Annotated in this window: 12 protein-coding genes; 2 read left to right on the top strand and 10 right to left on the bottom strand. The window is 55.6% G+C overall.

What is annotated here, in order from left to right:
• Positions 1–15 precede the first annotated feature (15 nt).
• Both yciT and yciZ read right to left on the bottom strand, forming a co-directional pair.
• Entirely contained in the window at positions 16–765 is a 750-nt protein-coding gene (yciT, locus tag GYRE_RS20170) for a DNA-binding transcriptional regulator YciT (protein ID WP_006819727.1), read from the bottom strand.
• Between the two features lie 24 nt (positions 766–789).
• Entirely contained in the window at positions 790–972 is a 183-nt protein-coding gene (gene yciZ, locus GYRE_RS20165; protein WP_038257897.1) for a protein YciZ/DeoL, read from the bottom strand.
• 200 nt (positions 973–1,172) lie between these two features.
• Here yciZ and GYRE_RS20160 point away from each other — a divergent pair, with 200 nt between their 5' ends.
• On the top strand, positions 1,173–2,042 hold the full coding sequence (locus tag GYRE_RS20160; RefSeq protein WP_006819729.1) for a crotonase/enoyl-CoA hydratase family protein: 870 nt from the start codon (positions 1,173–1,175) through the stop codon (positions 2,040–2,042).
• On the opposite strand, the gene pdeR is transcribed toward GYRE_RS20160, so the two are convergent.
• The 4 genes from pdeR to fabI all read right to left on the bottom strand — a co-directional run bounded on the left by pdeR (position 2,039) and on the right by fabI (position 8,097).
• Complete coding sequence (gene pdeR / locus GYRE_RS20155; RefSeq protein ID WP_006819730.1) at positions 2,039–4,030, bottom strand: cyclic di-GMP phosphodiesterase; 1,992 nt, start codon at positions 4,028–4,030, stop codon at positions 2,039–2,041. The genes GYRE_RS20160 and pdeR overlap by 4 nt on opposite strands.
• Positions 4,031–4,203: 173 nt before the next feature.
• Positions 4,204–6,138, bottom strand: a complete 1,935-nt coding sequence (locus GYRE_RS20150; RefSeq protein ID WP_038257895.1) for an exoribonuclease II — start codon at positions 6,136–6,138, stop codon at positions 4,204–4,206.
• 49 nt (positions 6,139–6,187) lie between these two features.
• On the bottom strand, positions 6,188–7,114 hold the full coding sequence (locus tag GYRE_RS20145) for a CMD domain-containing protein (RefSeq protein WP_051861008.1): 927 nt from the start codon (positions 7,112–7,114) through the stop codon (positions 6,188–6,190).
• Between the two features lie 194 nt (positions 7,115–7,308).
• The gene (fabI, locus tag GYRE_RS20140; protein ID WP_006819733.1) at positions 7,309–8,097 is read right to left on the bottom strand and encodes an enoyl-ACP reductase FabI; all 789 of its coding nucleotides are present in this window, start codon (positions 8,095–8,097) and stop codon (positions 7,309–7,311) included.
• Positions 8,098–8,354: 257 nt separating this feature from the next.
• Between fabI and GYRE_RS20135 the strand changes: the two genes are divergently transcribed.
• Positions 8,355–9,035 (top strand): DUF1275 family protein, encoded by a 681-nt coding sequence (locus GYRE_RS20135; protein ID WP_134436951.1) that lies wholly within the window; start codon positions 8,355–8,357, stop codon positions 9,033–9,035.
• On the opposite strand, the gene sapF is transcribed toward GYRE_RS20135, so the two are convergent.
• Genes sapF through sapB form a run of 4 tightly spaced genes read right to left on the bottom strand, consistent with a single transcriptional unit; the run spans position 9,032 to position 12,674 of the window.
• Positions 9,032–9,838, bottom strand: coding sequence for a putrescine export ABC transporter ATP-binding protein SapF (sapF, locus tag GYRE_RS20130; protein WP_006819735.1), 807 nt, complete (start codon positions 9,836–9,838; stop codon positions 9,032–9,034). The genes GYRE_RS20135 and sapF overlap by 4 nt on opposite strands.
• A gap of 1 nt (position 9,839) precedes the next feature.
• Positions 9,840–10,832 carry a putrescine export ABC transporter ATP-binding protein SapD gene (sapD, locus tag GYRE_RS20125; protein ID WP_006819736.1) on the bottom strand — a complete coding sequence of 331 codons (993 nt, stop codon included), beginning with the start codon at positions 10,830–10,832 and terminating at the stop codon, positions 9,840–9,842.
• Positions 10,832–11,722, bottom strand: coding sequence for a putrescine export ABC transporter permease SapC (gene sapC, locus GYRE_RS20120; RefSeq protein ID WP_006819737.1), 891 nt, complete (start codon positions 11,720–11,722; stop codon positions 10,832–10,834). Before sapC ends, sapD begins: the two co-directional genes overlap by 1 nt.
• The gene (sapB, locus tag GYRE_RS20115) at positions 11,709–12,674 is read right to left on the bottom strand and encodes a putrescine export ABC transporter permease SapB (protein WP_006819738.1); all 966 of its coding nucleotides are present in this window, start codon (positions 12,672–12,674) and stop codon (positions 11,709–11,711) included. Before sapB ends, sapC begins: the two co-directional genes overlap by 14 nt.
• Positions 12,675–12,677 lie beyond the last annotated feature (3 nt).

Here is a 12,677-nt window from a genome sequence, read left to right as displayed (position 1 = left end):
GGAAGAGAGAAGAGGCTAACTACAACGAACGATATCGACCTTCAGACCACTCTGTTCAAGCTGCATCTGGATGGAGGTGGCAAGGTTGTTGTCGGTAATCACCCGGCTGAATTTGTTAACCGGATCTAACGTGTATGGATGGACTGCGCCAAATTTAGAGCTGTCGCTCAACACGATAGCCTCGCCGCCTTTTTCCAGCACGCCATTTACCACATCGGTGCGCATCATATCGCGGCCGGTAAAGCCGGTTTCCGGCGACCAGCCGTCAATGCCGATAAAGGCTTTGCTGAAGTGCATCTGCTGAAGGTACTGCCGGGTAAGCGGGCCGACCATGCTTTCGCTTTTCTTCTGGTAGATACCGCCAAGCAGAATCACTTCACCAGGCGTTTCTTTCAGCAGGTGAGCGATATAGCTACTGACCGTGATGATCGTAACGTCGCCACGCTCGGCGAGCGTGCGGGCAAGCAGAGCGTTGCTGCTGCCGTTCTCAATAAATACGGTTTCTCCCGGGGTGACCAGTGACGCAGCAAAGGCTGCCAGGTCGCGCTTCAGGGAGAAATTATTCATCATCCGCGTCTCCATATCCTCACTGTCGAGAGGTACGGCAAAACCGTGGGTGCGACGCAGATAGTTCTGCTTTTCCAGTAAGTTCAGGTCCTGGCGGATGGTCACTTCCGAGACGCCGGTCATTCTGGCGAGATCGGAGACGCTCATTCGGCCTTTATCGATAACCATTTGCAGGATGGATTGTTGTCGGGCGTTCATAGCAACTTCATATCAGTGAGTGAATCAAATTTCCCAGGGGGATTTCGCCGGGCCAGATTTTTGTTCCTGCGCGTCGCTCGCGCGGGAAAGCAACTCTGCTTTCAATATCTCCAGATTATTGATTGCCGAATGGGTGTCACCCCCGACAAGAATATCCAGAACGGTATCAATACGTTGGGCGACCTGGCGTGCATCGAGATCGGACATGGCATGATCCTGCAGATAAAAAGTAATGAATTCAATGATGCAAAAAATAACGACAAAAGAGAAGCGAAAAAAAATCAGACTGAAATGCAAAACGTCGAATCAATAAACATTATTAATTGCTGAGCCTGCATATCTCGGGGGCCATGGCTGGATTAGGCTAATCGTGCGCGTAATGCGCTTTTTTCTATGAGGAACCTATCATGACAGTCATTAATCAGCCTACCTGTAAACTGTTCACTGATACTGAACGTTTCACCCAGCTCTCTGCATATTATGAAGAGGAACGCCGTACCGTCTGGATGATGCTGCGTGCCCAACCACGCCCCTGTTTTAACCACGTCCTCATTGAAGAGATCATGAATCTCTCGTGGCTGGTGAAGCAGTCTGGCTTTGCGGTGGATTTTTGGGTCACAGGATCTCTGGTCTCGGGTATCTATAACACCGGAGGGGATTTGCGCTTTTTCGTCGAATGCATTCGCAGCGGTCGACGTGAAGCGCTGCGGGCTTATGCCCGTGCCTGCGTGGATTGTGTCCATGCGGCTTCCCGGGGTTTTGATACTGGCGCATTAACGTTGGCAATGGTTGAGGGCAGTGCGCTTGGCGGCGGCTTTGAGGCGGCGCTGGCGCACCACTTTGTCCTTGCGCAGCGTGATGCCCGAATGGGCTTTCCGGAAATCGCCTTTAACCTGTTCCCGGGAATGGGCGGTTATTCTCTGGTCAGCCGTCGGGCAGGGATGAAGCTTGCAGAACAGCTTATCTATCTGGGGGAGTCGCACACCGCGGAGTGGCACGAGCAGCACGGTCTGGTTGACGTTCTGTTCGAACCGCACGACGGGTATGTGGCGACAAGAACCTTCATCGATACGCTGCGGCCGAAGCTTAACGGTGTTCGCGCCATGTTGCGTGCACGCCAAAGAGTGATGCAGCTGCCGCGTAGCGAACTGATGGATATTACTGAAGACTGGGTTGATGCGGCGTTTTGCCTGCAGGATAAAGACATTGCCTACATGGAACGTCTGGTCCAGCTGCAAAATCGCCACAACTCGGTTGTTTTGCGTCAGGCCAGTTAACGGGTTTTCCGTGACTGACGACGCTTAAACCATCGCTCGAAAACGGCTGCGGGCATGGGCTTGGCAAATAAGTATCCTTGCCGTTCGTTGACGCCGTTCTTGGTAAGAAAGGCGTCTTCTTTTGCGCTTTCTACCCCTTCTGCAATCACCTGTAGGTTGAGCGCCTGCGCTACCGCCACGATCGCCCTGACCAACGACTGCGAGACCGAATGTTTGTGAATATCGCGCACAAACGACTGATCGAGCTTAATGGCATCGATGGGGAAGCGGGCCAGCTGCGACAGCGACGAATAACCGGTGCCGAAGTCATCCAGATGCACCTGCGCACCCAGCTTGCTGAACTGCTCTATCACCGACTGCGCCAGCTCACCGTTTTCAATCAGACAGCTTTCCGTCAGCTCTACATCGATAGGGCAAAACTCGAGGTTTAAATCGTGCAGCGCCTGTTTCAGGTCGCTGAAAATAGTTTGATCGGCCAACTGGCGGGCAGAAACGTTCACCGCAACCCGCAGATCGATACCTTTCTCGCGCCAGAGCGCCACCTGCCGCACGACGTCGAGCATCACCCAACGCCCAAGCGGTACAATCAGCCCCGACTCTTCCGCGTAGGAGATAAACTCCAGCGGAGGGATCAGCCCGCGCTCCGGCGATTGCCAGCGTACCAGCGCTTCGAGGCTACGCACCTCGCCACGCCAGGTCACTTTCGGCTGATAGTGAATAACCAGTTGGTCGTTTTCCAGCGCTTTGCGCAGGTTGGTGTCGAGCCACAAATACTCAAAGACGCGCTGATTCATTTCCGGGGAGAAGACGCAAAACTTGCCGCGACCGCCTTCTTTGGCGGTGTACATCGCGGTATCCGAGTTGCGGATGAGGCTCTCGCGATCGGTACCGTGCTGCGGGGCAAGTGAAATCCCCAGCGAACAGCCGGTATAGACTTCGATAAGTCCGATGCGGAAGGGGTCGCGCAAACGAGTGAGGATCCGTGACGCCATGGCCTCCAGCGAGCTCTGTGAGGAGTCGGTAGCCAGTACGATAAACTCATCACCACCCAGACGTGCCAGCGTCTGGCCCTCTTCCAGACAGCTCAAAATCGATAAGGCGACAGACTGCAGCAGCTGATCGCCAAACATATGCCCGTAGGCATCGTTCACTTTCTTGAAGTTATCGAGGTCGAGATAAACTACGCCGACCTGGGTGTCACCGCGAAGCGTAATGGCGTCGCTAATCATCTCATTGATGGCGTTACGGTTTGGCAACCCGGTAATGGTGTCGGTGTTCGCCAGCACCCGCAGTCGTTCCTGGGCGCGGCGCTCTTCGGTGATATCCGTACCCGAGCAGATAAGGAAAATTTCGTTCTTGCCGCTGCCGCTATGGACGAATTTATTGCGGAACAGGAACAGACGCTGCCCTTTGCGGGTCTTTATCCAGCGTTCCACCTCGTAGGAGCTGCCGTTACGGAAGAATCCGGTGATATTTTTTTTCGACGCCGCGGCTTCAGCACGGCTCATGAAGAGCTTAAAGACGTTCTGGCCGATAACTTCATGCTCTTTCAGGCCGGTGTATTCCTCGCAGAGGCGATTAAAGCGCTGAATATTGCCTTGTTTATCGAGAATGACGATAACCGAGTTGGCTTCGGAAACCACCTGCTCGGCAAAAGAGAGCCCCTGGACCAGATCGCGGGCCACCGAAGTGGTATCGGCCCAGGCCGATGCGGTGCCTGCCCACTGGGATTTACTGATTTTACGCCCCACCAGGTGCACGGGAACGTCGTTGCCATACAGCGATACAGACATGGTGATACTTGAGGTGATCACCGTCATCTCACGTATTGAATCCGCCTGACTCGCGTTCAGCGCCACGACCTGACGAGTATCCGTACCCTCAGTGGCGGACAAGTGCAGGGCGTTGCTGTCTGCGGATAAACGCCAGTATGGACTGGTGGTTCCCAGGTAGCGATAGAGCAAGTTTTGCTCCAGATCCTCACTCATGCTTTCTCCCAACCCGCTAAAGCGCAACAGTTAGTCATTGTTATTGATTTGCACTGAAATCACTCTTTTATTGTGAACGGTTTTACTGTTTTTTGGGGAAAAATTTTGTACAAGCTGAGACAGAAGAGAAGTGAAAACGAGAGGCTTCCGGGCGGAAGCCTCTGCGAGGGGGATCAGGCGAGCGGGCGGGCGATAACGCTACGGGTTTCCATGCGAACTTCCGCGATGGTGACATCGATAACGTCAGTCACTTTGTAAGCCACTTCTCCTTTGATCTGCACGGTGCCGTTTTCCTGGCTGCAGACCATCTCGTCACGCACGGCGTGCAGGAACGGGGCCGGAATAAAGGCCACTGCGCCGTTATCCACCAGACGAACGCGCATCCCACCACGGCTGATGTCGATGATCTCAGCAGCAAAGCGGGTGTCGGTACCGGCTTTCGGGCTCAGGAAGCGGGCGTACAGCCAGTCGGCCACATCGCGCTCGGCCATGCGGTTCAGGCGACGACGTTCGGCCATCTGTACGGTTATCTCATCCTGCGGACGAGCGATGGTTTCACCTTTCACGATAGCCTTCAGCAGACGATGGTTAACCATGTCGCCGTACTTACGGATAGGTGAAGTCCAGGTGGCGTAGGCCTCAAGCCCCAGGCCGAAATGCGGACCTGGCTCGGTACTGATCTCGGCAAATGACTGGAAGCGACGAATACGGCTATCGAGGAAGCCAGAAGGCTGAGCATCCAGCTCGCGACGCAGCTTGCAGAAGCCCGGAAGCGTCAACACTTCCTGCGGATCAACGTGTACGTCGTGAGTTTTCAGCAGGGCAGCAAGCTGCTCGCTGCTGGCCGGATCGAAGCCGGTATGCACGTTGTAGATACCAAAGCCGAGCTTATCGCGCAGCACGCGGGCGGCGCAGATGTTGGCGGCAATCATGGATTCTTCCACGATGCGATTCGCAATGCGACGCGGTTCAGCAATGATATCCAGCACGTCGCCTTTCTCGCCGAGCACGAAACGGTAGTCCGGGCGATCTTTGAACACCAGCGCATGGGTTTTACGCCATTCGCTACGTTGCTCGCAGACGCGCTTGAGCAGCGTTATCTGACCGGCAATGCGCTCGTTCTCAGGTTTCCAGTCGCCGGTATTCTCCAGCCAGTTAGACACATCGTCATAAGCGAGCTTAGCTTTCGATTCGATGGTGGCGGCGAAGAACTCGATGTCATCTTCAATGGTGCCGTCGGCGGCGATGGTCATGTGGCAGGCCAGTACCGGACGCACTTCGTTGGCGCGCAGCGAGCACAGGTCGTCAGACAGCTCGCGCGGCAGCATCGGGATGTTGAAGCCCGGCAGATAGTTGGTGAAAGCACGCACTTTCGCGCTCTCATCAAGCTTGCTGCCTTCTACAATCCACGCGGTTGGGTCAGCGATCGCAACGGTCAGATGCAGCTTGCCGTCCTGCGCATCTTCTACGTACAGCGCATCGTCCATATCTTCGGTGCTGGCGCTGTCGATGGTGACGAAATCAAGCGAGGTGAGGTCGCGGCGGACAAGCCCTTCGTCCTGCATCTCGGTGGCGACGCCGTTCGGCGCTTCTTTCTCAAGATTATGACGTGCAAGGGTGACCCACCACGGTACGAAGTGATCTTCGCCGTAGGTAATAAACTGGGTGAGCTCCGCATAGAAGCTGCGGTCGCCCTTTAGCGGATGACGGCGCATTTCTGCTACGGCCCAGTCACCCTCTTTAAAATCGTGTTCAACGCCACGGGCAGCGCGGCACTGAATGGCATCTTTCAGCAATGGATGGTCAGGAACGATAGACAGACGGTCGTCTTTTCTCTGTACACGGCCAACGAAGCGCGTCAGGAACGGCTCAACCAGCTCTTCCGGCTCTGCGCTTTCGCGGTCTTTTTCGCTGTGAATGACGGCGATAACGCGGTCGCCGTGCATGACTTTCTTCATTTGCGGCGGCGGAATAAAGTAGCTTTTTTGGGCATCAACTTCGAGGAAGCCGAAGCCTTTTTCCGTGCCTTTGACGACGCCTTCAGCACGAGGCGTCTGGGAATGCAGTTGCTGTTTTAGCTGCGCAAGCAGCGGGTTGTCCTGAAACATAGTCATGTATTTTCGTGGCCAAATAGCAGCTGACTGTTTTACGCGATTCTCACTGCCTCAGCAAGCGTTCTTTCGGCTTTGCCCCCGGATCCTCTACATTTCTCAGGGCTATTTTTAAACGGTTTAACCAGCTCTGTAATCCACTCCAGGCGAGGAGGCTAACGACCTCATGACTCGCGTAGCCCAACGCTCCCAGTCGGATGACTTCGTTCGCGCTCTCTTTAATTCCGACATCGGTAATATTTACACCATGAATATCAGGAACACGCTCCTGTAACGACGACGCCAGGGCGGTGAGCTGCGTCATTACGACCGGCTCATAAACCAGCTGCGGCGTCAGTTCCGTCAGGTTGTGAAGGCTGGCGGGCGTATTTATCGCATCTTCAAGGGCAGGCATGCCGGGGAGCCAGCGGACAGGAGAACCGAGCTGCGCCTGCAGCACGGCCAGTACTCGCGCCTGGAAACCAACAAAGCCGATAATCTGATTAATAAGCACAATATCGAACGCCGTCAGCCCAACCTCATCAAGCTGCGCGTACGCGCTGTCGTCAATCACGGACGGCGTGCCGGAGAGCTGGCGCGCATACTGGGTGATTTGTGCCAGGCGGCGGTTGCTTTCGCGCGACGAATCCGGCCCCGGCAGCGGGGTCAATCGCGCTGCGTAATGGTTGCACAAACGCTGCACGCCAAAAACCTGAGCGACGGTGAGCGCGGTGCTCAAACGGTCATAGGCGCTGAAGGTTTGCAGACGCGTGACCGTCACCCCCTCCGGGAATAACGTATCGCATAACGCTCTGGCCGGCTGCAGCCAGGCGTCGCAGGCGGTAAGAAGCGAATCGGGTACACAGAGATCCAACAAAAACCGACAATCGACGTGGGCGGCTTCCGGCACCAGGGGAAGCACCTCCAAAGGATTCGAGCGGGACTGGGTTTCATGATACCACTGGCTTTTGCCGTTAACGCGGCGCTGCTCCATGGGCATTCCTTGATCTGAAAGTGGCGATCCAGACGCAAAAAGGCCACTTCGCCGGATCGTTTATGAATGAATATCCTGGCTTATGGGGGCAAAAGGAGAAAATATTGTTCGGTGATAACAAATAGCAGAACGGAATAACGCGAAGGGAGGGGAAAGGAGAGACCCTCTTCACAGCGTGAAGAGGGTTCGGGAAATTATTTAATTTCCAGTTCGTTCATTGCTGCGATGTTGAAACCGCCGTCAACGTGAACGATTTCGCCGGAGATGCCGCCGGAGAGGTCAGAGCACAGGAATGCTGCAGTGTTGCCCACGTCTTCGATGGTCACGGTGCGACGGATCGGGGTAACCGCTTCGCAGTGTGCCAGCATTTTACGGAAATCTTTGATACCGGATGCCGCCAGGGTGCGGATCGGGCCTGCAGAGATACCGTTAACACGAACGCCTTCCGGGCCCATGGCGTTAGCCATGTAGCGCACGTTAGCTTCCAGGGAGGCTTTCGCCAGGCCCATCACGTTGTAGTTCGGAATAGCGCGCTCTGCACCCAGGTAGGACAGGGTCAGCAGGGCGGCGTTCGGGTTCAGCATTTCGCGGCAGGCTTTCGCCATCGCCACAAAGCTATAGGAGCTGATGTCGTGAGCGATTTTGAAGCCTTCACGGGTAACAGCGTTCACATAGTCGCCGTCCAGCTGATCGCCCGGTGCGAAACCGATGGAGTGCACGAAACCGTCAAATTTCGGCCAGGTTTTTGCCAGCTCACCGAACATTGCGTCGATGCTTTCGTCTTTCGCAACATCACATTCCAGCACAATGCTGGAATCCAGCTGAGCTGCAAATTCTTCTACGCGGCCTTTCAGTTTGTCGTTCTGATAGGTGAAGGCCAGTTCTGCGCCTTCGCGATGCATCGCCTGAGCGATACCGTAGGCGATGGACAGTTTACTGGCTACGCCAGTGACCAGAATGCGCTTACCGGAAAGAAAACCCATAGCATGTAATCCTTATAGTCATTACTTATTCTTTGCCTTTAGTATCAAGCAGTTAAAGGCAAAATTTCAAAGTCATTCGAAATTAGCTGGAAATTATAGCCCACGCGCTGCTTCGTGTGTCACTTAATTTTCCAGAATCTGCAAAGTATATCATCCCGACCAGGCTTCGCCTCATCCAACCAGCGCGGCAAAAAGAGTTGACGTTATTGCGGTTTCGTCTTTACTGCTCTAAGGGATGAACAGCATTGAGGGGCATAGTGAAACAGCATTCAGTGGTTTATACGTTGTGTTTTGTTGGGGGATGCATGGACTGCATCAGCTTCCTCTTGTTATTCCATACGCTACTCGGGCTCATGACCTTTAACACCATGTATGGCGTTATTGGGCTCCTGAATCCCGACAGCGGTATCCACATCGGCTTCCATCTCTATCTGGTGGGCTTCTTTATTATCTTCGTGTTTCTGTTCAAGCTTATCCACGAGCGGTATCGCCTGCGGCAGGGACTCTCGAATTACGCTTATATCAACCTCGAAGCCATCATTATCCTGGTTTACGCCTGCCTCGGAAGTTACGCCTTGCGGAATCAGTTATTAGCCGCGGACGGCTGGATTGCGTTTTCGATTGCCTGTCTGGGGATGATCCCGGTGTATCTGCAGAATTATGTCATCAGCCACAACCATAGCCTGCAAACGGGTACCGTTCTGATGACCGGGAATTACGTCAATATGGTGGGAAATCTCCTGGCACTATGGTCCGGAAAGGCCGACAAAGACGCGCTGAAGCACTATATGAAAGTACACGCCAGTTTTATTCTGGGCGTGGCGGTGATGGCACTGGCGTCGCAGTGGTTTGATTTTCTGGCGCTATTATTGCCCTGCGCGCTGCTGGCGTTACACAATGTGTGCCAGCAGCGGCAGGTCAATAAACTGACGGGCTAGCGATCTTTGCGCCAGGCATCGGCGGTTAACGCTTCGCCGAAATGACCGGCAATCAGGCGCTTGGTCAGGTCGTGAAGGGGAGAGGCCAGCACATCGGCGGTGCTACCGCGTTCAACCACTTCGCCCTGATGCATCACCAGCACCTGATCGCTAATGTGCTTCATCATACCCAGATGCTGAGTCACATAGATGTAGGAGATCCCCTGTTTTTCCTGCAACTCCAGCATCAGATTGACTAACTGCGAGCGCATCGACATATCCAGCGCCGCCAGCGCTTCGTCGCAGACAATGACCTGCGGGCGCAGGATCAGCGCACGCGCCAGGCCCAGACGCTGTTTCTGTCCCGGCGCCAGCATATGCGGGTAGTAGCTTGCATGATCGGGCAGCAAACCTACCATACGCAGCGTTTCCACGATTTGTTTCTGGCGGTCTTCGGCATCGAGATCCGTGTTAAGGCGCAGCGGGAAATCCAGAATCTGCGAAATACGCTGACGCGGGTTTAGCGACGTCGACGGATCCTGAAAAATCATGCGAATGCGCTGGCTACGAAACGAGTAATCGCCGAAGTGCAGGGGATGATCGTCAATCAGCAGCTCGCCGGTGGTGGGTTCAATCATCCCGGCCAGCATTTTGGCGAGCGTCGATTTTCCTGAACCGTTTTCACCAATGATTGCCAGCGTCTGTTTTTCACGCAGGGTAAAGCTCAGCGGTTTGACCGCTTCAACCGTCTGGCGATGAAAGAGACCCGTGCGATAGCGGAAGGTCTTACTGAGGTTATGGACTTCCAGTAGCGACTCGGCCATTTCACTCTCTCTCCATGTTTAACGGGAAGTGGCAGGCGTAGAGATGATTCTTCGCCCCTTTCAGGCGCGGTGTCTCAATACATTCGCGCTGCGCATACGGGCAGCGTGGCCCCAGGCGGCAGCCAATCGGTAACTGCTCAAGCAGTGGAATAGCGCCCGGCAGCGTATTCAGGCGGCTTTTGTGCGGCATCGCGCTGCCGAAATCCGGAATGGCGCGGATCAGCGCCTGGGTATACGGATGGTGCGGCATGGTGATCAGCTCTTCGCTGAGCGCTGTTTCCACCGTTTGCCCGCAGTACATCACGTTCACCTTATCGGCCCACTGGCTCAACATCTGCAGGTCGTGGCTAATCAGCAGAATGGTGGTGTTGTTGTTCTGATTAAGCCGCGTCAGCAGACGGAAAATCTGCGCCTGAGTCGTTGGCTCCATGGCGTTAGTGGGCTCATCGGCAATCAGCAGGCGCGGCTGGTTAGCCAGCGCAATGGCAATCATCACCTTCTGGCATTCACCGTCGGTGAGCTCGTAAGGGAAGCTGCGCATCGCGTCTTTGTGATCTTTAATGCCCACACGGTGCAAAAGCTCAATGGCGCGGCGTTTGCGCCAGCCCACGCGCTGCCACCAGCGGCCTTTGAACGTCCAGCCGGGAATGTTCTGCATCAGCTGACGGCCAATGCGTTCGGAAGGGTCAAGACAGCTCTGCGGCTCCTGGAAAATCATCGAGACGTTGTGGCCAACGAGCTTACGACGCTCGCGCGGCGACAGGCGCAGCAGATCGATATCATCGAAGCGCATACGGTCGGCGGTAACGCGCCAGTTGTCCTTGGTCACCCCGCAAATCGCTTTAGCGATAAGGCTTTTACCGGAGCCAGATTCACCGACCAGGCCGCGGATCTCGCCTTCTGCAAGCGTCATGCTGACGCGGTCGACGGCTTTAACCCAGCTGTCTCCGGCTTTAAATTCAATGGTCAGGTTGCGGATATCAAGTAACGGCATTATTGCACCCCCGCGATAATCGCGCGGCGGATGCCGTCACCGAGCAGGTTCACCAGCAGAACGCTAATCATAATCGCAGCACCTGGCAGCATGACCGTCCACGGTGCAACGTAGATAAGCTCCAGCGCATCGCCGAGCATCGCGCCCCATTCCGGCGAGGGGAGCTGAGCGCCGAGGTCGAGGAAACCCAGAGCGGCGATATCGAGGATAGCCATCGACAGCGCGCGGGTGACCTCGGTAATCAGTCCGGAGGCGATGTTCGGCAGGACCGCAAACCACAAAATATTCAGCGTTGAGGCACCGTCAAGACGGGTGGCTACCACGTACTCTTTTTCCAGTTCGTCGTGCACCATGCTGTAGACGGAGCGCACCATGCGCGGCAGCAGCGCCAGCCAGACGGCAAACATCGCGTGCGTCAGGTGCGGCCCGGCAAAGGCGACAACGATAATCGCCAGCAGCAGCGTCGGAATGGACAACAGGGTATCGAGAATATGGTTCAGCACCGCCGAGCGCAGGCCGTGAGTAGAGCCGGCAAGCACGCCCAGCAGCAAGCCGAAGAGGGTGGCCGCGAGGGTGACCACGAAGGCACCGCCGACGGTGGGCGCTGCACCGCTCAGCAGACGGCTTAGCACGTCACGGCCCAGATCGTCAGTACCGAGGAAGAATGAAACTTCCCCGTAGCGCGACCATGACGGCGGCATCAGCTGATAGCCAAGGAACTGCTGATCAATGCCGTAAGGGGCAAACCAGCTACCAAAAATGCACAGCAGCGCCAGGCCTGCGCAGCCGTACAGGCCGATCATCGCCGTGGTGTCGCCATAGAATTTACGCCACACGGTGCGCAGCGCGCCAGGCGGGCGCTTCTCTAAATAGACGCTATCGTAAGGCATACCATTCCTTATGTTTCAGCGGATTTGCCATGGCGCCCAGCACGTCGGAGAGCACGTTCACAATAATCACCAGTGAGCCAATAAGCATTACACCGGCAGAGATGGCCGCGTAATCCTGTTGGCGAATGGCGTTAATCAGCCAGCGGCCGAGCCCCGGCCAGCTAAAGACCACTTCGGTGATCATCGCCAGGGTCAGCATGGTGGAGAATTGTAGACCCAGACGCGGGATCACCGGCGGCAGCGCGTTATGCAGCACATGACGGCGTAAAATGGTCAGGCGCGACACGCCGCGCGTGGTGGCGGCCTTCACGTAGTTTGAATCGTAGACATCAATGGTGCTGATGCGCATCAGACGAATCACTTCCGTTGTCGGAGCCACGGCCAGCGTCAGCACCGGCAGCACCATGTGGCGCAGGGCACTCATGATCATCTCATCGCGCCACGGCGAATCTGAAAGCCAGGCATCAATCAGGGCGAATCCGGTGACGTTTTTCACTTCATAGAGTAAATCAAAGCGACCGGAGACCGGGAACCAGCCCAGCGTTAATGAGAAGAAGAGGGTCAGCAGCAATGCCAGCCAGAAGACCGGAATCGAAAAGCCCATCAGCGCCATGGCGCTAATAATGTTGTCCTGCCATTTGTCGCGGGTGATCCCGGCCAGCATCCCAACCGGGATCCCGACCAGCAGCGCAAATCCAAACGCCAGAACGCACAGCTCCATGGTGGCCGGGAAGACCTCTTTTAGCTGCTCGGAAATCAGCTGGCCGTTGATGCTCGAAACGCCAAAGTCCCAGTGCAGTACGCCGTCGAACCAGAACAGCCACGCGTTCCACAATGATGCGCCCTGCAGCGGGGCATGCGGGGTGAAATAGTTCAGGCTAAAGCCGATAAAGGTCAGGAAAAAGAGCGTAACCAGCAGCAACAGCAGGCGGCGCAGGGTAAAGATGATCATGGT

This window comes from Yokenella regensburgei ATCC 49455 (assembly GCF_000735455.1).
In the GTDB taxonomy this organism is placed as follows: Bacteria; Pseudomonadota; Gammaproteobacteria; order Enterobacterales; family Enterobacteriaceae; genus Yokenella; species Yokenella regensburgei.
This window is presented reverse-complemented; position numbering and strand designations above follow the sequence as displayed.

Excerpts from the sequence above, each read along its gene's own strand:
- yciT (WP_006819727.1), bottom strand. The coding sequence starts at position 765 with ATGAACGCCCGACAACAATCCATCCTGCAAATGGTTATCGATAAAGGC.
- yciZ (WP_038257897.1), bottom strand. The coding sequence starts at position 972 with ATGTCCGATCTCGATGCACGCCAGGTCGCCCAACGTATTGATACCGTT.
- GYRE_RS20160 (WP_006819729.1), top strand. The coding sequence starts at position 1,173 with ATGACAGTCATTAATCAGCCTACCTGTAAACTGTTCACTGATACTGAA.
- pdeR (WP_006819730.1), bottom strand. The coding sequence starts at position 4,030 with ATGAGTGAGGATCTGGAGCAAAACTTGCTCTATCGCTACCTGGGAACC.
- GYRE_RS20150 (WP_038257895.1), bottom strand. The coding sequence starts at position 6,138 with ATGTTTCAGGACAACCCGCTGCTTGCGCAGCTAAAACAGCAACTGCAT.
- GYRE_RS20145 (WP_051861008.1), bottom strand. The coding sequence starts at position 7,114 with ATGGAGCAGCGCCGCGTTAACGGCAAAAGCCAGTGGTATCATGAAACC.
- fabI (WP_006819733.1), bottom strand. The coding sequence starts at position 8,097 with ATGGGTTTTCTTTCCGGTAAGCGCATTCTGGTCACTGGCGTAGCCAGT.
- sapF (WP_006819735.1), bottom strand. The coding sequence starts at position 9,838 with ATGGCCGAGTCGCTACTGGAAGTCCATAACCTCAGTAAGACCTTCCGC.
- sapD (WP_006819736.1), bottom strand. The coding sequence starts at position 10,832 with ATGCCGTTACTTGATATCCGCAACCTGACCATTGAATTTAAAGCCGGA.
- sapC (WP_006819737.1), bottom strand. The coding sequence starts at position 11,722 with ATGCCTTACGATAGCGTCTATTTAGAGAAGCGCCCGCCTGGCGCGCTG.
- sapB (WP_006819738.1), bottom strand. The coding sequence starts at position 12,674 with ATGATCATCTTTACCCTGCGCCGCCTGCTGTTGCTGCTGGTTACGCTC.